Origin of the sequence: Arthrobacter pigmenti (assembly GCF_011927905.1) — a bacterium.
Taxonomy (GTDB): domain Bacteria; phylum Actinomycetota; class Actinomycetes; order Actinomycetales; family Micrococcaceae; genus Arthrobacter_D; species Arthrobacter_D pigmenti.
Genome location: NZ_JAATJL010000001.1, coordinates 1,411,255 through 1,428,971, shown reverse-complemented (window position 1 = coordinate 1,428,971; position 17,717 = coordinate 1,411,255). Strand labels below are relative to the sequence as shown.

Below are 17,717 nucleotides of genomic sequence, written 5' to 3'. Positions count from 1 at the left end.
GGCGGCTACTGTTCCCTGTTGCGGACGGCTTCCACGATCCGCTTCACCGCTTCATCGACCGGCACCTGGTTATCCTGGCTGCCGTCACGGAAGCGGAAGGAAACGGCGCCGGCCTCGACGTCGTCGCCTCCGGCGATCAGCACAAACGGCACCTTCTGCTTACTGGCAGTACGGATTTTCTTCGGGAACCGGTCCGAGGTGATATCCACTTCCGCACGGATCCCCTCAGCCTTGAGCTTGTCGACGACGTCGAACAGGTAGTCGTTGAAGGCATCCGCAACCGGGATTGCCAACACCTGAACGGGCGCCAGCCAGGCAGGAAATGCACCGGCGTAGTGCTCGGTGAGCACGCCAAGGAAGCGTTCAATGGAGCCGAACAGTGCACGGTGGATCATGACCGGGCGTTGGCGGGTTCCGTCCGCCGCCTGATATTCAAGCTCGAAGCGCTCCGGCAGGTTGAAGTCCAGCTGGATGGTGGACATCTGCCACGTCCGGCCAATAGCGTCGCGGGCCTGCACTGAGATCTTCGGGCCATAGAACGCAGCGCCACCCGGATCCGGCACCAGCTCAAGCCCGGACGCCTCTGCCACCTCCGCGAGGGTGCGGGTCGCCTCGTCCCACGCAGCGTCGCCGCCCACATACTTCTCGGGGTCCTTCGTGGAGAGCTCGAGGTAGAAATCGTCGAGCCCGTAGTCCTTCAGCAGCCCCAGCACGAAGTTGAGCGTTGTGGTGAGCTCGTCCTTCATCTGCTCGCGGGTGCAGTAGATGTGGGCGTCGTCCTGGGTCATCCCCCGAACCCTCGTGAGACCATGCACAACGCCGGACTTCTCGTAGCGGTACACGGAGCCGAATTCAAACAACCGGAGTGGCAGTTCGCGGTAGGACCGTCCGCGGGACCGGAACACCAGGCTGTGCATGGGGCAGTTCATCGGCTTCAGGTAATAGTCCTGGCCGGGCTTGCGCACGTTGCCGTCCTCATCGAGTTCCGCGTCCACGTGCATGGGCGGGAACATCCCGTCCCGGTACCAGTCGAGGTGGCCCGAAACCTCGTAGAGATGCCCCTTGGTGATGTGCGGCGTGTACACGAACTCGTAACCCGCGTCCACATGACGCTGGCGGGAGTAGTCCTCCATCGCCTTGCGGATGATGCCGCCCCTGGGATGGAACACGGGCAGACCCGAACCAAGCTCATCCGGGAAAGAGAAGAGGTCGAGCTCGCTGCCGAGCTTGCGGTGATCGCGGCGTTCCGCTTCGGCAAGGCGTTCCTGGTACGCCTTCAGCGCATCCTTGGTGGGCCAGGCCGTTCCGTAGATCCGCTGCAGCTGCTTGTTCTTTTCGCTCCCACGCCAGTACGCGGCGGCGGAGCGCGTCAATGCGTACGCGTTGGAGATGAGCTTGGTGTTCGGCAGGTGGGGTCCGCGGCAGAGGTCCTTCCAGACGGTCTCTCCCGACTTGCGGTCCACGTTGTCGTAAATGGTCAGTTCGCCGGCGCCGACCTCGACGGAAGCGCCGTCGTCGTCGGTGATGTCCCCGCTGCTGCCACCCTTGAGGTCGATCAGCTCAAGCTTGTAGGGCTCATCCACCATCACCTCGCGCGCCTCGGCTTCGCTTACCTCGCGGCGGGCAAACAACTGGTTGGCGTTCACGATCTTCAGCATCATTTTCTCGAGCTGCTTCAGGTCTTCCGGCGTGAAGGGCTCAACGACGTCGAAATCGAAATAGAAGCCGTCCGTGATGTACGGACCGATACCCAGCTTCGCGTCCGGGCGTAGCTGCTGCACCGCCTGTGCCATGACGTGGGCAGCGGAGTGACGCAGAACTTCGAGGCCCTGCGGCGAATCGATCGTGACCGGTTCCACCTCTGCGCCGTCCTCGAGCGCACGGCTGAGGTCCCACAGTTCGCCGTTCACCCGAACGACGACGACGTCCCGCTGCTCGCCGAAGAGGTCCGCGCCGGTGGTCCCGGTGGTCACCCGCTGCTCTTCGCCGTTGACGATGAGGGTGACTGATGGGGGCGCTGACACGTGGGGTCTCCTTGGTAGGGGCGAACTGGTTAACATCCAATAGGTCAAACAACCGTACCGGCGGGTGGCGCAGAGCCTGAAGCACAACACTCCCGCCGCGGTCCCTTGATGGTATCGGTTGCGTCCGTGGCCAACCAATGCGAATCAGCAGTCGCCTTCCCGCGCCCGCGGGAGGGTCCAACTGATGTTATTCGAGGGTCTAGGGTTCCCTGCGGACCTTCAGCTCGTATTCGATGAAGGCATCGATCATTGCCCGGTAGGTCTGTTCCACCACAGTTGGATCAACGTCCAGCTTCTCGGCATAAGCACGTACGTTCGCGATGACCTGCTCCACCCGTGCGGGGGCGCGCACCGAGGCGTCGTCGTGCTTGAGTGATCCCGCGCGGCGAACGAGGCGTTCCCGCCGGGAGATCAGCCCCACCATCTGCTCATCCACCTCGTTGATCGCGATCCGCACTGCGTTCAACTGTTCGGCATTGGCCGCATCGGGCTTCTTGGAGTCAGGCGTTTGAGGGCTCGGCATAGTCCGAGACTACGTGAGTGCACTGCCCTCGGCACTGCTGTTACGCAGCAGGCGCGCTGCCCGGACCAACCAGCTGTGGGAATGCCAGGGCTGCGAGGCGCGTTGTGCATGCCGACGCAAGACATCCAGACAGCAAACAAACCCAGAACAAGAGGAGCACCGTGGACTACACTCCCGCCGCCGGTACCATCACCATGTTTTCGACCTCCTGGTGCGGTTACTGCCGCCGCCTGAAGTCCCAGCTCGATGCGCAGGGCATCGGCTACCAGGAAATCAACATCGAGGAGGTCGAAGGCACCGCGGAGCTCGTGGCTTCCCTCAATGGCGGGAACCAGACCGTTCCGACCGTCATCTTTCCCGACGGCAGCACGGCCACCAACCCCTCGGTCTCGGAGGTCAAGGCCCGCGTCGCCGCCTGACTGGCCCAGGGCACTGAGTTGCCCAAGACAATAGTCGCCGACAATGCCTAAGCTGGGAGCGTCCGAGACAACCCAGCGATAGGACAGTATTCAATGGCACACAGCGTCAAGGGCGTAGTGGTAATGGAAAAAGACGGGCCAGCTTCGGTCGTCACCATCAACGTTCCGGACCCCGGCCCCGGTGAAGCCCTGGTGGACATACTGACCTGCGGGGTCTGCCACACGGACCTGCACTACAAGCAGGGCGGCATCAGTGATGACTATCCGTTCCTGTTGGGCCACGAAGCCACCGGCGTTGTCAGTGCCGTGGGTGAGGGCGTTACGAACGTCCAGCCCGGTGATCGAGTGATTCTCAATTGGCGCGCCGTATGCGGGCAGTGCCGTGCGTGCCTGCGCGGACGGCCCCAGTACTGCTTCAACACGCACAATGCCGCCCAGAAGATGACCCTGAAGGACGGCACCGAGCTCTCCCCCGCTCTGGGCATTGGAGCGTTTGCTGAGAAAACGCTTGTGGCGGCAGGGCAGTGCACCAAGGTGGATGTCTCAGCCGATCCGGCCGCCGTCGGACTTCTGGGGTGCGGCATCATGGCGGGAATCGGAGCCGCAATCAATACCGGTAATGTGCAGCGCGGAGATTCGGTGGCAGTGATTGGATGCGGCGGCGTCGGCATTGCCGCGATTGCCGGATCGAAACTTGCCGGCGCAACCCGGATTATCGCGGTGGACATCGACAACCGGAAACTTGAGCTGGCGCGCGGGCTTGGCGCCACGGATGTCATCAACTCCACCGAGACCGATCCGGTGGAGGAGATCCGCAGGCTTACGGACGGTAACGGAGCGGACGTGGTGATTGACGCCGTCGGGCGTCCGGAGACGTACCGGCAGGCATTCTACGCCCGCGATCTCGCCGGTACAGTTGTGCTGGTTGGCGTTCCCACACCCGAGATGAAGCTTGAACTGCCGCTGCTTGACGTGTTTGGACGAGGCGGCTCGCTTAAGTCTTCCTGGTACGGCGATTGCCTGCCGTCCAGGGATTTCCCGATGCTGGTGAGTCATTACCAGCAGGGCAACCTGGACCTCGATGCCTTCGTCACGGAACGGATTTCCATCGACGAGGTCGAGGACGCCTTCGCGAAGATGCACGACGGCGTGGTGCTGCGTTCGGTGGTGGAGCTCTGATGGGCGCGCGAATCGATCACCTGGTCACCTCGGGCAGCTTCTCGCTCGACGGCGGCACCTGGGAAGTGGACAACAACGTCTGGATCGTCGGGGATGACAGCGAGTGCATCGTCATTGACGCCCCGCACAATGCTGATGCCATCGTTGAGGAGATCAACGGCCGGCAGGTCCGCGCCATTTTGCTGACACACGGTCACGACGATCATATTCGTGCCGTCGGAGACCTCTTCGACGCGGTACGGGCCCCGATCTATCTGCACCCCGCGGACCGGATGCTCTGGGACACCGTGTACTCGGACTCCGCTCCGGCGCGCGAGATCGCCGACGGCGACACCTTCAACATCGCGGGCGTCACGCTCCAGGCGATCCACACCCCCGGGCACTCCCCCGGGTCGGTCTGCTTCTACCTGCCCGACGCCGGCACCCTCTTCAGCGGAGACACGCTGTTCCGCGGCGGCCCGGGCGCCACAGGCCGCTCCTACAGCGACTTCCCGACCATCATCGACTCAATCCGCGACAGGCTGCTGACCCTCCCTGCCGGCACGGTGGTGAGGACGGGTCACGGCGACTCCACGAGCATCGGCGAGGAAGCGCCGCACCTGCAGGAGTGGATCGCGCGCGGACACTGAGCTGAGCTGACGAGCTCACGGGCGGGAGGCTGGACTCCAGCCTCCCGCTGCTGCCTCCTGGTAGACGGCGACGACGGCGTCTGCCACTTTCTCAACGGTGGTTCCAGGAACGAGATCTTCGGCTGCTCCTGCTGTGGCGGGGTCCCAGTCCAGGCCGAGCGCCGAGTATGCGGCTTCCAACACCCGGCGGATCGGCGACGAACCCTCGACAACGATCACAGATGAAAAGAGCCACGCACCCGCAATGACGCGCTGGGCGGTCCCGACCAGCTTGACCTGTTGCGCGCCGTTTCCGTGGACGCTGAACTCGCCTGCGCAGTACTCGCCGGGAATCTCGCCGACAGCGGCGTCCACGCCAACCCGTCGCAGCGCATCGGCCAGCAACTCGCCGAACAGCTTGAAGCGCGTCCGGGAGCCGGCGACGGCGTCTGGATGCGGCTCAATGTGGTCGACGATCAGGCATCCCTGATGATAGGCGGCAGCGCGCCCACCGGCCTTGCGGATGAGCGGCGTAAAATCCTGTGCGCGAACTGCCGCTTCGGCGGCTGCGTACCCCGCTAAGCGGGCATCGCGCTGGCCGAAGGCAACGGTGGGCGAAGGCCGGTACAGCCGCAGGGTGGGCGGGAGCCGGCCGTCGGCGGCGGCCCGAAGCAGCGTAAGTCCGCGCTCCAGGTCCACGGCCGCTCCAGCCGAGGGTTCAGAGCACACCTGTAGAGGCTGCACGGGCCATGCCGGGGCGCTCGCGCCCGTCAATTCCTGTGTCATGGTTCCTGTGCAGTCTCCAACCGGTTCCGCTTTATATGGCCGGAACCAGCTTAACGGCCGCCGTCGATATTCCGGCTCCGCTGCTCGACTCCGGGCGTACCGTACGGATAGTCGGCAAGATCCGGCGCACTGGCTTTCGAGAGCCGAGCGACCTCTTCGGGGGTCAGTTCCAACGTTGCCGCGCCGAGATTATCTGCCAGCTGCCCGGGCGTTCGCGCGCCAAGGATCACTGATGTGACCGCCGGCTGCTGCGCCACCCACGCCAGCGCCACCTGGGACGCACTGACTCCGCGTGCCTCGGCAGTCCGGACTACGACGTCGATAATCGCCCACGTTTTCTCCTGCTGGTTGCGCTTCTCCCACCCTTCCATGCCGCGTTCGGGGTTTTCGCCCAGCCGCGTGGCGCCTTCGGGCACCGTATCCCGGCGGTATTTGCCGGTGAGCCAACCGCCGCCCAGCGGAGACCACGGCAGGAGCCCGATGCCGGCGTCGAGCGCTGCCGGCACTATTTCGGTCTCGATGCCGCGCACCAACAGGCTGTACTGGGGTTGGAGCGTAACCGCCTGATCCCAGCCGCGCGCCTTCGCGAGGTGCACGGCCTTTGTGAGCTGCCAGCCGGTGTAGTTGGAGAAGCCGTAATAGCTGATCTTGCCGGCGCTCACGGCGTCGTCGAGGAATCCCAGTGTTTCCTCGAGCGGGGTCAGCGGATCCCAGGAATGCATCTGGTAGAGGTCGATGTGGTCCACATTCAGCCGTGCCAACGACGCATCGAGTGCCAGGCGCAAGTGCCTGCGCGAGAGTCCCAGGTCATTGGCTCCCTTGCCCATCGGGAAGCGGCCCTTGGTGGCGAGCACCATGTCCGGCGCAGCCGAGCTTTTGGCAAGCCACCGTCCGATGATTTCCTCGGAGGCGCCCGCCGTGTAGACGTCGGCCGTGTCGATGAAGTTTCCGCCGGCGTCGGCGTAGTCGTCGAGGATGGTGTGGGAGGTAGCTTCGTCGGCTTCCGCACCGAAGGTCATGGTGCCCAGGGCGTACGCAGACACTGCTGTCCCGCTGTTGCCGAGATTTCGATACTGCATATATGGACTCCTCGTCGTTACTGATCAGACGGTTACGGTCACTCCACGCCAGAACGCGACGTGATCCGTGATGTTCGCTGCCGCGTCCTTGGGTTGCGGGTAGGTCCAGGCGGCATCCTCGTTGAGCTCGCCGTCGACTTCGAGGCTGTAGTAGCTTGCCTCGCCTTTCCAGGGGCAGGTGGTGTGCGTGTCGCTGGGCCGGAGAAACTCTGTCTTCACGCTGTCTTTGGGGAAGTAGTGGTTTCCTTCCACCATTTCCGTGTGCTCGGACTCAGCGATGACCTGGTTGTTCCAGATTGCCTTGGCCATGATGTCCTTCTTCCTCTTGCACCGGCCAGCGCCGGACGCGCTGGAATGGCCGGTACCGGGAAGTAACGACGGCGCCGCCCGGCACATTCCCTGACGATCGGTCAGGAAAGCTTGCGAAGCGTCAGGATCTGCTCGGTCCGGCCAAAGGGCCCTTCCAGGTCATGCAGTACGGATGAGGTCAGGCCGATCCCGTTACCGCCGAATGTGACGCGCGTGTCCAGGCCCAACCACTCGCCCCGAGGCTGCCGGTGAAGGTGAACCTGGAGGTCCACGTTAGGGAACGCCCAGCTTCCAGGGCCCGGCGGCACACGTGTGGCGATCCCGTTCGCCGTATCCATGAGTCCAATGAGGCGGACCAGATCCGACGACGCCTCGCCCTCTATCAAGGGATGCGGCGTACGCAGCCAGACCCTGCCGCGGCCGGGCCGGTGGCCGGGCAGCCTGCGTGCCTCGATGGACTGGATGTAGCCGCCGGGCCACTCTGCGACGGCGTCATGCTCTACGCCTTCGTCGGGTCCAGGCAACGGCTCTTCCTCCGTAGCGGCGACCGACGCCGTATCGCTTGCCGCCAACCGCCAGGCACGGGCGCGGATCGCTGTTCTGCCACCGTGGTTCATTTCGGCTTCCAGCAGTTCGATGGTGCGCCCAGGCCTGACCATCCGCACCGAGACCTCCACGGTGTCCAGCGGGATCAGACCGAGAATCTCGTAGGAGATCCGGGCCATGAGCAGATTCTCACGGGGCTCGAAGTGCTCAAGGCAGTGCGCCAGCAGGCCGGACCCCGGAGCCATGTGCTGCTCGTGGTCATTCCAGGCTCCCTGTGCGTGGATGGTTGCTTCGTATCGCCCGTTTCCGAGGTTTCGATAATAGGAATCCGCCATAGTCCTGATGCACTCGCTCCTGCTGGAAATGAACGGCCGCTTATGAGGGCCCTGCTGCGACAATACTCAACCACAGCGGCGCAACCGGCCCGAAATCCAGAGGGGCGCGCAGTGCTCCCTACCCGGAGCGGGTCCGAGTTCACATTGTCTATCGGTTCGGGTATGGGCGAGCGTATCGATGATTATCAATGTCAGTGCATAATGGTGACATGACCACCACATCCGAGCCCCGCTTGAACGGGTCCTCCGCCCTGACGGCGGACACGACGCCGTGCTGTACTCCGACCGGAGCTCCGGCGATGAGCGCGGCACGCGCGGCGGAACTTTCGAAGCAACTCAAGGCCATCGCGGATCCCAACCGGCTGCGGCTGCTCTCACTGGTCTCCTCCAGCGAGAATAACGAGGCGTGCGTCTGCGACCTGACCGAACCCCTTGGCCTTGGTCAGCCCACTGTTTCGCACCACCTGAAGATCCTGGTCGACGCCGGGATCCTTCACCGCGACAAGCGCGGCGTGTGGGCCTACTACTCCCTGGTCCCAGGCGCCCTGGATTCGCTCGCCGGAGCTCTGGTAAAGCCGGTCTAGCGATCAGGTGCCACAGAACGTGCGATAGGTCCCGAAGTCCAGCGGCGCAGGTTCGGCGTAGCGCTCAAAACCCTCCCGCTCGTCGAAGGGCGCTGTCACGGCCTTGAGCAACCCGCCAACGGGACCGAGGTCGCCTCGTCCAGCGGCGGCCAGGGCTTCCTCCACGAGATGGTTCCGCGGAATGTAGGCGGGATTCACGCGATCCATGGCATCGGCGTCGGGCGACAGCGCAAGCCAACGGTTGGCCCAGGCATCGAAGGCGGCCGGATCCGGGAAGAACGCCCGGGCCGGCGCAGCGTCGCCCCGCGCCGCTGCGTTGAGTGCACGGAAGAAGGACGTGAAGTCAGCCCGACTCTCGTCAAGCAGGGCAAGGAGTTCACCGGGCAGGTCCGCGGATACGGCTGCGTCGCTATGGCCCGTCAAGCCAAGCTTGGCACGCATGCCCGCCGTCCAGGCCGCACTGTACAACCCGGGGAATCTGGTCAGCGATTCTTCGGCGAGCCTGATCGCCTGATCCTGGTCTTCGTCGAGCAGGGGCAGGAGCGCTTCAGCGAACCGTGCGAGATTCCAGTGGGCTGCGACCGGTTGATTGGCGTAGGCGTAGCGTCCAGCGTCGTCGATGGAACTGTAGACGGCGGATGGATCGAACCCCTCCATGAATGCGCACGGCCCGTAATCGATGGTCTCGCCGGAGATCGTCATATTGTCGGTGTTCATTACCCCGTGTACGAAGCCCACCAGCATCCACTGTGCCACCAGGGAGGCCTGGGCTGCGATGACGGAATCGAGCAGCGCGAGGTATGGGTTCGCCGCCTGTGCTGCATCCGGGTAGTGACGGTTGATGGCATAGTCGGCAGCACGCCGGAGCAGGTCAGATTGGCCGGTGGCGTTTGCATACTGGAAGGTACCCACCCGCAGGTGGCTGTCGGCCACCCGGACCAGGACCGCTCCGGGAAGCAGTGTCTCGCGGCGCACTGAATTGCCGGTACCGACGACGGCGAGGGAGCGCGTGGTCGGAATCCCAAGGGCGTGCATCGCTTCGCTGACGATGTACTCGCGCAGCATCGGGCCGAGCGCGGCCAGCCCGTCTCCACCCCGCGCGAAGGGTGTACGGCCTGAGCCCTTGAGGTGAATGTCCCGGAGGCGGCCATCAGCGTGGGTCACCTCGCCCAACAGCAGCGCCCGCCCGTCGCCGAGGCGCGGACTGTAGCCGCCGAACTGGTGTCCTGCGTAGGCTTGCGCGACCGGTGTGGAGCCCTCCGGAACCACTTCGCCGACCAGCAGGCGCACACCGTCCGCGCTGCGCAGGAAATCCGCGTCCAAGCCAAGCTCGGCTGAGAGCTGTTCGTTGAGGAGAAGCAGCTGTGGGTCGCTGCACTCCGCGGCCCGCCAGGAAGCTCCCAACTCGGGGAGTTCGCGGGCGAAGCTGTTGCCGAAGACCAAGGTAGGTGCTGTTGATGCGCTCACGCCTTGAATAACAGCCGCGGCCACACCCTTTGTTCCCTGACACTTCGCCGTTCCCCTACTGCGCCGTGGAGGGAAGGGGCTGTCTCCCCTCCACGGCAGTGGTGATCCTAAAGGTCGGCGAGCATCTCATCCATCTGCTGGATCTCCGCCTGTTGCGTTTCCACGATCGCCTCCGCGAGGGCGATCGCTTCAGGGTTCTTACCATTTTCGATCTCATTCTGCGCCATGTCGACGGCGCCGTTATGGTGTGCAATCATCGATTCGAGGAAGATCCGGACTGCTTCGTTGCCTGTCGCAGCCTCAAGCTCGGCCAGCTGGTCTTCGCTCAACATCCCGGCCATTCCGTCCGCTCCATCTGCTCCATCTGCTCCATCCGCGGAATCCATGTCGTGGCCCTCCATGCTGTGGTCATCGGCGGCATCCATGTCTTCAGGTTGGGCTGGTTCGCCCCAGGCCTGCAGCCATTCCGTCATGGTCTCGATCTCCGGCGCCTGTGCGTCCTTGATCCGGGTGGCGAGGACAGTTACCTCAGCGCTGATGTCTTGCTTGGCCAGCATGAGCTCGCTCATCTCCACTGCCTGCTGGTGGTGCGGGATCATCATCTGCGCGAACATGACATCCGCGTCGTTGTGCTCGGTTGCGGTTTCGGAGTCGGTTACGGGCGTCTCCTGGCTGAACGATGAACCATCGCCTTCGGGCGCGGAGGTGCCGGTGTCGCTACCGCAGCCGCTAAGCGTGATGGCGGCCGCGAGAGTCAGGGCTGAGAGGGAAAGGTATTGCTTCATGGTGATCTGATCCTTCTGTTCTACGTCGGGTGTCTGTCGTGATGCGCGCCGGCCGGGGCCGTGGGCGCGCTCAGGCCGACGTCAGGTGCGGCTGATACAGAGTCGAATCAGGGACGGAGCCGGGATTGCGAGCGGCAGTATGCGGACGCGCCGGTCGACTCGCAGCAGGACAGCGCCGGGAAGCGGTCTGGACGCCGGGAGCAGGAAGGACAGCAGGGTTACGACGAGGAGCGCCAGCACGCACATTCCCACCGCCATGCCGTCCACGCAGGGGCCTGTGCAGCTGTGCGCTATACCGCTGTCAGGTGGGTCTGCGACGGCGGCGGTGGTGGTGTCGATGCTTGCGAAGCCGGCGTCCTCGTGGTGTAGATGGCCGTCGTCGTGCGAGCCGCTACTGGAGGTGGGGAGCCCGGTCATGACCGACGTCGAAGCAGCGCTAGACCCATGGGCCGCCGTCGGACCGTGTCCGCCCATCCAGACGTGCATTGCAAGGATCCCGACGATCACGGCGGTGAGGCCAACGAAAGTCAGGGCAAAGCGCGGGAGCTCTGGAAGCCGCGTCGTCTTATAACTGCCGCTCAACATGGCCGGCCTCCCTTCCCTGGCTTCAAGGTTCGAACGGACGGTGACCTCCACCAATCCGGAAGGAGGTCGCCGCCGTCGTATGGTTACTGCGCTGTCGAAGTGGTGATGCGATTCGGGTCGAGGTTCATCCTTCGGAGCAGTTGCGCGTTCAGCGCCACTACGATCGTCGACACGCTCATGAGAACTGCGCCCGCCGCAGGTGATAGAACGATACCTGCGAAAGCAAGCACCCCGGCCGCCAGTGGGACGGCCAGGACGTTGTAGCCCGTCGCCCAGATGAGGTTCTGGATCATCTTCCGGTAGCTGGCCCTGGACAGGTCGATCAGCGCAAGGACTGACCGCGGGTCATTTCCTGCCAGCACGACGCCGGCCGATTCCATAGCGACGTCGGTGCCCGCACCGATGGCGATTCCCACCTCCGAGCGGGCCAGCGCCGGGGCGTCGTTCACGCCGTCGCCCACCATTGCTACCTTGAGTCCGCGGGACTGCAGTTCAGCGACCTTCGAGTCCTTGTCCTGCGGCAGGACGTCAGCGAAGACTTCGTCAATACCGAGCTCCGCACCGACGGCTTCGGCGACCTGGCGCGCGTCTCCGGTGATCATCGCAACCTTCACGCCCCGGCCCTGCAGCGCTTTGACCGCTGCCCGGGACTCCTCACGGACACGATCCTCAAGGCGGAGCGCCCCGACGACGGTCCCATCGCGCACGACATGCAGAACGGATGCTCCCCTGCCCACCCATTCGGTGACCGTGGCGCTCATCTCCGTGGGCGTCTGTTGGTCAAGGTGCTTGAGCATGTTGGGGCCACCGACAATCACCGCAGAACCGTTCACGATTGCCTGTATGCCGCGTCCGGTCATTGAGGAGAACCCGCTCCCCCGGTATCCGAGCGCTCCCGCATCCCGGTTCTCGGCCGCAGCCTTGACGATCGCCCTGGCAACAGGGTGTTCGCTGTCCGCTTCTGCTGCTGCCGCGAGGGCCAAAAGCTCCGCCTCGCTGACGCCTCCCGCTGAGGTGACGGCGGTGACGGCCGGGCGTCCTTCGGTGAGGGTGCCGGTCTTGTCGAACAGCACGACGTCGATGGTGCGCATCCGCTCCAAAGCCATCCGGTTCTTGATCAGCACACCGGCTTTCGCCGCCCGCTCCGTGGAAATGGCAATGACCAATGGAATTGCAAGGCCCAGTGCGTGGGGGCACGCTATGACCAGGACCGTGACGGTACGGATGACGGCGTCATCCGGGCTGCCGAGCAGAAGCCATGCTCCGAAGGTGAGAATGCCCGCGATGAGCGCGAAGTAGAAGAGCAGTGCTGCGGCTCGATCAGCAAGGGCCTGCGCCCTGGATGATGATGCCTGCGCTTCCGCAACCAATCGCTGGATGCCTGCCAGCGTGGTATCCGATCCGACTGCCGTGACCTTCACCCGTACCGCGTTATCGGTTGCTACCGTTCCAGCAACCACCGCCTCGCCGGTTCCGCGGGAGACCGTGCGGGATTCGCCGGTGATCATGGATTCATCGAATTCGGCCGCACCGTCGATGATGGTGCCGTCTGCCGGCACCCGGGCGCCGGAGCGGATGAGCACAATATCACCGGTAGCGAGGGTGCTCACGGGGACGGATTCGGTTCCGTCCCCGGTAACTTTCTCCGCTTCATCCGGCAGCAGAGCGGCCAGGGCGTCCAGGGCGCCGGCGGCCGAGCCGAGGGCGCGCATCTCCATCCAGTGACCCAGCAGCATGATCACCACCAGCAGCGCGAGTTCCCACCAAAAGTCGAGGTTGAAGCTGCCGATCCCAAGGGTGGTGATCCAGGAGGCGATGAAGGCCACGCTGATTGCCATCGCGATCAGGAGCATCATTCCTGGCTGACGGGATTTCAGTTCCGCGATGCCGCCTTTGAGGAAGGGTGCACCGCCGTAGATGAAGATGACAGTGCCGAGGATCGGTGAGATCCACAGTGAGCCGGGGAACTCGGGCAGGGTGTAGCCGACAATCATGGCGAACATGTGGCTGAACAGGACGACAGGGATGGCCAGTATCAGGCTGATCCAGAACTTGTTCCTGAACATTGCCGTTGAGTGCCCTGCGTGTTCACCGTGGCTATGCACTTCATGATCGGCGTGCGCGTCATGCCCACCCTGCTTGTCTGCGCCGGGAGCTGTCCGGCTTGTCGTGCTGGTATTGCCATGGACGTGGTGATCCGCTTCGACGGATGCCGGTTGGTCATTCGAGGGATGTTTCATGGTCAATCTCCTCCGGAGGTCGACTTGATTGCCGTATGAGGTGACCTTCAAGGAGTAAGCGGCCCATTGGAAGGGCTCGGACTTCCCGCTCCGGTGTTTGAAACATATACCCCCTAGGGGTATATGTCAAGCATGTCGTACCAAGATGGTGATCACCTCAACTCATGCGTCAACGCCATCCGCCATCTATCGCTTTCCTCCCCCAGCCGAGCGTATTTTTGATTTATGTCGGCGATGGGCCTTCCGCCTGGCGCCGTTGGAACTGCGGGACCGAAAGGAGCCAGGTATGTCCATTTTCCGGCGCAAGAACAGCACGTTCGAGCGCAAGCAAGCCGCTGCTGCATCTGCCCAACAAAAAGACTTCCGGGAGGGGTACGTCCACATCCAGGGAAGCGAGAAGAAGGCCGACGAATTGGCGATGAGGGCTTACGGGGACAAGGACGGCGACGGCAAGCCGGACGTACCCTTCATGCCCTTCCCCGGATAGCCCCTTAGCAACCCTTGCGGACAAGCTGGGGTGGCTTGTGAAAAAGTGAAATATCAGACGCTAAGGTTTTGCCGGGCGCCGTAGCGGCCTGTATTTGCCGGGTTTGATCTGGTTGGCGCGGGGCCAGGTGTAGTCGCCGGTCAGGTTGATGTGTTCCCATCCCAGGGGTGAGAGGAACCGCAGTAGCTCAGGGTCTGTGGCGTTCTCGTCCTTGTTGAGGGTGGTGATGGTGCGGTCGAGGTAGACCGTGTTCCATAGCACGATGGCGGCCGTGAGGAGGTTCAGCCCGCTGGCGCGGTAGCGCTGCTGCTCGAAGGACCGGTCGCGGATTTCGCCGAGCCGGTTGAAGAAGACGGCCCGGGCTAGGGTGTTCCGGGCTTCGCCCTTGTTCAGGCCGGCGGTGACTTTGCGGCGCAGGCCGGGGTTTTGGAGCCAGTCCAGCAGAAAGAGGGTCCGTTCCAGTCTGCCCAGTTCTCGCAGAGCGGTGGCGAGCCCGTTTTGGCGCGGGTAGGCGCCGAGTTTTCGCATCATCAGGGACGCGGTCACGGTGCCGGTCTTGATGGACGCGGCGAGGCGGAGGATTTCATCCCAGTGCGCGGCTATCGTTTTGGTGTTGAGGCTCCCGCCGATCAGCGGCGCCAACGTGGCATGGCCCGGACCGTTGGTGGGTGTGTAGAGGCGGGTATCGCCGATGTTGCGGATCCGGGGTGCGAACCGGTATCCGAGCAGGTGCATGAGAGCGAAGAGATGATCGGTGAATCCGGCCGTATCCGTGTAATGCTCCTGAATCGCGAGGTCAGACTCGTGGTACAGCAGCCCGTCCAGGACATAGGTCGCGTCGCGGTCCCCGACGTTGATGAGCTTGCTGTGGAAGGGCGAGTACTGGTCCGAGACATGCGTGTAGATCAGCCGTCCGGGCTCGGCACCGTATTTGGGGTTCACGTGCCCGGTGGATTCGGCTTTGCTGCCGGCACGGAACCGCTGCCCGTCCGAGGACGAGGTGGTGCCATCACCCCAGTGCGTGGCGAAGGGGTGGACGTGCTGGGTGTTCACCAGCTCCGCCAGGGCGGCACTATATGTTTCGTCACGAATGTACGAGGCTTGGTGGCGGTCCAGCTGGGCATAGCTGACGCCGGTGCAGGACTCGGACATTTTCGTCAGGCCCAGGTTGATTCCGTCGGCCAGGATAGCGGTGAGGAGAAGTTGTTTGTCCTTGGACGGCTGGCCGGATTTGAGGTTGGTGAAGTGGCGGGTGAATCCGGTCCAGGTATCGACTTCCATCAGCAGGTCGGTGATCCGGATGCGTGGGAACATGGCGCTTGCCTGGTCGATCAGGGGCTGGGCGTGTTGGGGAACGATCGTCTCCAGCGGGGTGATTTTCACGCCCTTGCCGGTGATCAGCACCCCGGGGAGTTCATCGCGGGACGCCAGGTCGTTGACTTCCTTCAGTCGTTCCTGAAGGAGGGCCAGCCGGTCGTCGAGGTATCGGGTATTTCCGTCGGTCGTGACCAGGGGCAGTTTCCCGGTGGTTTTCATGCCGGTGTAGTCAACGCTGGCGAGAAGGTAGTCATCGAAGTCGCGGAACTGGCGGGATCCGGTGACCCACATGTCTCCGGAGCGCAGCGCGTTCTTTAGTTCCGTGAGGGCGCAGAACTCGTAGAAGCCCCGGTCCAGGCCGGTGTCGGTGAAGACCAGTGGTTTCCATCGGGGCCGGATGAACGAGGTGGGTGCATCGTCCGGGAGCCTCCTGGCGCCGGTGCTGTTCAGGGATCGGATGACATTGATCGCGGCCAGCAGGTCCTGTGCTGCGGGCGCTGCGTGGAGGTCAAGGACGGCAAGAAACGCCGGCGTGTAGCGGCGCAGGGTGGTGAAGTGGGTGCTGACGAGAGCCAAGTGGTCTTCAAGGCCTGGCCGGGTCAGTTCCTTGGCGTGGGCGATGCTTGTCGCCAGGGATTCCCAGCCGATGGCCGTTTCGATCGCGGCGAAGGGATCTTCGCCGTTTTCCTTGGCCTCAAAGAGGGCATCACCGAGCCTGGAGTGCATGCGCATCATGGCGGCGACGGTGGAACGGGACGCCAGGGTGGCCTGGTTTTGCTTGTTCTGCGCGGTCCGGATGAGCCGGCCAATGATCCGGTCGTGCAGATCGATGATTTCGTCGGTGACGGTTGCCATGCTTTCGGTGGCCATGGCGAAGAGGGTCGCGTACCGGCGTGCGGGTTCAAATTTGGCCAGATCGGCCGCGGTCATGGAGGCACCTTCACGGGCAAGCTTCAACAGCCTGTTCCGGTGCACCAGCCGGCCCGCCGCCCAGGGCAGTTCCAGCGCACGCCAGGTAGTGAGCCGGTCGATGTGCTCATTCATCGCCCGCGCGTTCGGTCGCAGCGGCGCCTGCCGCAGCCAGCCGATTTCCGTCACGGAACGATCGGGGCGGCGGCGCAGCAGCCCGTCGAGCCGTTGCCGGTGGCCCACGGACAGTTGCTCACCCAAGGTGGCATAGATTCGCCGATTCGCCCTGGTCAGCGCCTGTGCACAGGCCCTTTCAATAATCCCGATCCCGGGCAACGCGATCTTCTGTGCCTGTAGGAAGTCCATGGCGCTTTCGACCAGGAGCAGGCCCTTGTCCGTGTGCGCGGCCACATCACTGACGTGCTCCACGAGCCGGCGGAAGTCCGCGATGCCGAACGCAGATATGCCCAGATACGCGCGGATCTCACGTCCGTGCTCCTGCCGCGTTTCCTCACGTGTTCCGTACTCGTCCCACGCATCAATGGAAACGGCCAGACGGGAGGCCATCCATGAAACCAGCTCAGGAGCCACCTCAGTGTCCTCGGCCAGCGCGATTCCCGGGTGGCGCAGCAGGCACAGTTGGATGGCAAAGCCCAACCTGTTCGCGTCCCCACGGCGTTGCCTAATCAGCGACATATCCCCATCGCTGGGGGTGTAGTGGGCTTCAAGGTCCTCCGGCCCGGTGGGCATTGCCAGGATCTGGCCGCGCTCGGCCACCGTGAGCAAGGAACGCAAGGCCACCTCAGATCTCCTGTGCCGCTACGTTGCCGCCCCACGGGGCCACCATCTCTACCTGCAGCGGACGGGCACCGCTCATGGTTTCGCCAGATGCCGGTAGATGGTGGGCCGGGTGACACCGAATTCCTGGGCAATGTGCTCTACCGTGTGGGTCCGCTTCCCATCTGGGCCCTTCTCTTCATACATTTCGCGGGCCAGCTTGACCTGGCGCGGACCGAGTTTTGGCTTCTGCCCGCCGGTCCGGCCCCGCGCACGGGCCGCGGCCAGCCCGTCACGGGTCCGTTCGGACATGAGGGCGTGTTCGAACTCGGCGATCGAGCCGAGGATCTGGAAGAACATCCGACCGATGGCTGTGGAGGTATCGATGCCCTGATCCAGAACGACCAAGTCCACACCGCGTTCCTGCAGCGTCTTGGACAGGTCGATGAGGTTCTCCAGCGACCGGCCGAGCCGGTCTAGCTTGGTGACGACAAGCTGATCACCCGCCCTGTTGGCCGAGAGCAGTGCCTTGTCCAGTTCAGGCCTGCGTGCCAGTTTCCCTGAGGCCATGTCGAGGAAGATCTGCTCGCAGCCGGCCGCAGTCAGGGCGTCGTGCTGGGCTTCGGGGTGCTGATCGCGGGTGGAGACCCGTCCGTATCCGACTCGCATCACCAAAACGTATCATCAAACCGGGTACTCGTTACATAGAAGAGTACACGGGAAACATTACAGAATGAGTCCCAAGCTTCCGCCACTCT

Annotated in this window: 17 protein-coding genes; 5 read left to right on the top strand and 12 right to left on the bottom strand. The window is 63.7% G+C overall.

Features of this window, described 5'->3' with window-relative positions:
* Window positions 1–5: 5 nt before the first annotated feature.
* Both thrS and BJ994_RS06525 read right to left on the bottom strand, forming a co-directional pair.
* Window positions 6–2,060, bottom strand: coding sequence for a threonine--tRNA ligase (gene thrS / locus BJ994_RS06530; protein WP_167992684.1), 2,055 nt, complete (start codon window positions 2,058–2,060; stop codon window positions 6–8).
* 163 nt (window positions 2,061–2,223) lie between these two features.
* A complete protein-coding gene (locus tag BJ994_RS06525; protein ID WP_167992681.1) occupies window positions 2,224–2,547 on the bottom strand; it encodes a chorismate mutase in 324 nt (107 codons plus the stop codon).
* 161 nt (window positions 2,548–2,708) lie between these two features.
* On the opposite strand from BJ994_RS06525, the gene BJ994_RS06520 reads away from it, so the two are divergent.
* The 3 genes from BJ994_RS06520 (at window position 2,709) to BJ994_RS06510 (ending at window position 4,774) form a co-directional block, all read left to right on the top strand.
* The gene (locus BJ994_RS06520) at window positions 2,709–2,966 is read left to right on the top strand and encodes a mycoredoxin (protein WP_167992679.1); all 258 of its coding nucleotides are present in this window, start codon (window positions 2,709–2,711) and stop codon (window positions 2,964–2,966) included.
* Between the two features lie 93 nt (window positions 2,967–3,059).
* Window positions 3,060–4,145, top strand: a complete 1,086-nt coding sequence (locus tag BJ994_RS06515; protein ID WP_167992677.1) for an S-(hydroxymethyl)mycothiol dehydrogenase — start codon at window positions 3,060–3,062, stop codon at window positions 4,143–4,145.
* Window positions 4,145–4,774: an MBL fold metallo-hydrolase gene (locus BJ994_RS06510; RefSeq protein WP_167992675.1), complete on the top strand. Its 630-nt coding sequence runs from the start codon at window positions 4,145–4,147 to the stop codon at window positions 4,772–4,774. Before BJ994_RS06515 ends, BJ994_RS06510 begins: the two co-directional genes overlap by 1 nt.
* Before the next feature lie 15 nt (window positions 4,775–4,789).
* Here the strand turns inward: BJ994_RS06510 and BJ994_RS06505 are convergent, their stop codons facing one another.
* The 4 genes from BJ994_RS06505 to BJ994_RS06490 form a co-directional block, all read right to left on the bottom strand.
* On the bottom strand, window positions 4,790–5,539 hold the full coding sequence (locus tag BJ994_RS06505) for a lipoate--protein ligase family protein (protein ID WP_245192262.1): 750 nt from the start codon (window positions 5,537–5,539) through the stop codon (window positions 4,790–4,792).
* A 50-nt stretch (window positions 5,540–5,589) separates the two neighbouring features.
* Window positions 5,590–6,618, bottom strand: a complete 1,029-nt coding sequence (locus BJ994_RS06500; RefSeq protein ID WP_167992673.1) for an aldo/keto reductase — start codon at window positions 6,616–6,618, stop codon at window positions 5,590–5,592.
* A gap of 24 nt (window positions 6,619–6,642) precedes the next feature.
* Entirely contained in the window at window positions 6,643–6,927 is a 285-nt protein-coding gene (locus tag BJ994_RS06495) for a DUF427 domain-containing protein (RefSeq protein ID WP_167992671.1), read from the bottom strand.
* Window positions 6,928–7,028: 101 nt separating this feature from the next.
* Window positions 7,029–7,808, bottom strand: coding sequence for a thioesterase family protein (locus tag BJ994_RS06490; protein ID WP_167992669.1), 780 nt, complete (start codon window positions 7,806–7,808; stop codon window positions 7,029–7,031).
* 209 nt (window positions 7,809–8,017) lie between these two features.
* Here BJ994_RS06490 and BJ994_RS06485 point away from each other — a divergent pair, with 209 nt between their 5' ends.
* On the top strand, window positions 8,018–8,392 hold the full coding sequence (locus BJ994_RS06485) for an ArsR/SmtB family transcription factor (protein WP_167992667.1): 375 nt from the start codon (window positions 8,018–8,020) through the stop codon (window positions 8,390–8,392).
* A 3-nt stretch (window positions 8,393–8,395) separates the two neighbouring features.
* Here BJ994_RS06485 and BJ994_RS06480 read toward each other — a convergent pair whose 3' ends face one another.
* From BJ994_RS06480 to BJ994_RS06465, 4 genes are all read right to left on the bottom strand, one after another.
* Window positions 8,396–9,859 (bottom strand): protein adenylyltransferase SelO family protein, encoded by a 1,464-nt coding sequence (locus BJ994_RS06480; RefSeq protein ID WP_167992665.1) that lies wholly within the window; start codon window positions 9,857–9,859, stop codon window positions 8,396–8,398.
* 107 nt (window positions 9,860–9,966) lie between these two features.
* Entirely contained in the window at window positions 9,967–10,644 is a 678-nt protein-coding gene (locus tag BJ994_RS06475; protein WP_167992662.1) for a DUF305 domain-containing protein, read from the bottom strand.
* A gap of 81 nt (window positions 10,645–10,725) precedes the next feature.
* On the bottom strand, window positions 10,726–11,229 hold the full coding sequence (locus tag BJ994_RS06470) for a hypothetical protein (RefSeq protein WP_167992660.1): 504 nt from the start codon (window positions 11,227–11,229) through the stop codon (window positions 10,726–10,728).
* A gap of 83 nt (window positions 11,230–11,312) precedes the next feature.
* Window positions 11,313–13,469, bottom strand: coding sequence for a heavy metal translocating P-type ATPase (locus BJ994_RS06465; RefSeq protein WP_167992658.1), 2,157 nt, complete (start codon window positions 13,467–13,469; stop codon window positions 11,313–11,315).
* 286 nt (window positions 13,470–13,755) lie between these two features.
* Between BJ994_RS06465 and BJ994_RS06460 the strand changes: the two genes are divergently transcribed.
* The gene (locus BJ994_RS06460; RefSeq protein ID WP_167992656.1) at window positions 13,756–13,956 is read left to right on the top strand and encodes a hypothetical protein; all 201 of its coding nucleotides are present in this window, start codon (window positions 13,756–13,758) and stop codon (window positions 13,954–13,956) included.
* Between the two features lie 60 nt (window positions 13,957–14,016).
* On the opposite strand, the gene BJ994_RS06455 is transcribed toward BJ994_RS06460, so the two are convergent.
* The gene (locus tag BJ994_RS06455; RefSeq protein ID WP_167992653.1) at window positions 14,017–16,983 is read right to left on the bottom strand and encodes a Tn3 family transposase; all 2,967 of its coding nucleotides are present in this window, start codon (window positions 16,981–16,983) and stop codon (window positions 14,017–14,019) included.
* A 72-nt stretch (window positions 16,984–17,055) separates the two neighbouring features.
* Window positions 17,056–17,628: a recombinase family protein gene (locus BJ994_RS06450; protein WP_167992651.1), complete on the bottom strand. Its 573-nt coding sequence runs from the start codon at window positions 17,626–17,628 to the stop codon at window positions 17,056–17,058.
* Between the last annotated feature and the right edge of the window lie 89 nt (window positions 17,629–17,717).

Coding starts and splice junctions, on each gene's coding strand:
- thrS (WP_167992684.1), bottom strand. CDS start 2,060: ATGTTAACCAGTTCGCCCCTACCAAGGAGACCCCACGTGTCAGCGCCC.
- BJ994_RS06525 (WP_167992681.1), bottom strand. CDS start 2,547: ATGCCGAGCCCTCAAACGCCTGACTCCAAGAAGCCCGATGCGGCCAAT.
- BJ994_RS06515 (WP_167992677.1), top strand. CDS start 3,060: ATGGCACACAGCGTCAAGGGCGTAGTGGTAATGGAAAAAGACGGGCCA.
- BJ994_RS06510 (WP_167992675.1), top strand. CDS start 4,145: ATGGGCGCGCGAATCGATCACCTGGTCACCTCGGGCAGCTTCTCGCTC.
- BJ994_RS06505 (WP_245192262.1), bottom strand. CDS start 5,539: ATGACACAGGAATTGACGGGCGCGAGCGCCCCGGCATGGCCCGTGCAG.
- BJ994_RS06500 (WP_167992673.1), bottom strand. CDS start 6,618: ATGCAGTATCGAAATCTCGGCAACAGCGGGACAGCAGTGTCTGCGTAC.
- BJ994_RS06495 (WP_167992671.1), bottom strand. CDS start 6,927: ATGGCCAAGGCAATCTGGAACAACCAGGTCATCGCTGAGTCCGAGCAC.
- BJ994_RS06490 (WP_167992669.1), bottom strand. CDS start 7,808: ATGGCGGATTCCTATTATCGAAACCTCGGAAACGGGCGATACGAAGCA.
- BJ994_RS06485 (WP_167992667.1), top strand. CDS start 8,018: ATGACCACCACATCCGAGCCCCGCTTGAACGGGTCCTCCGCCCTGACG.
- BJ994_RS06475 (WP_167992662.1), bottom strand. CDS start 10,644: ATGAAGCAATACCTTTCCCTCTCAGCCCTGACTCTCGCGGCCGCCATC.
- BJ994_RS06470 (WP_167992660.1), bottom strand. CDS start 11,229: ATGTTGAGCGGCAGTTATAAGACGACGCGGCTTCCAGAGCTCCCGCGC.
- BJ994_RS06465 (WP_167992658.1), bottom strand. CDS start 13,469: ATGAAACATCCCTCGAATGACCAACCGGCATCCGTCGAAGCGGATCAC.
- BJ994_RS06460 (WP_167992656.1), top strand. CDS start 13,756: ATGTCCATTTTCCGGCGCAAGAACAGCACGTTCGAGCGCAAGCAAGCC.
- BJ994_RS06450 (WP_167992651.1), bottom strand. CDS start 17,628: ATGCGAGTCGGATACGGACGGGTCTCCACCCGCGATCAGCACCCCGAA.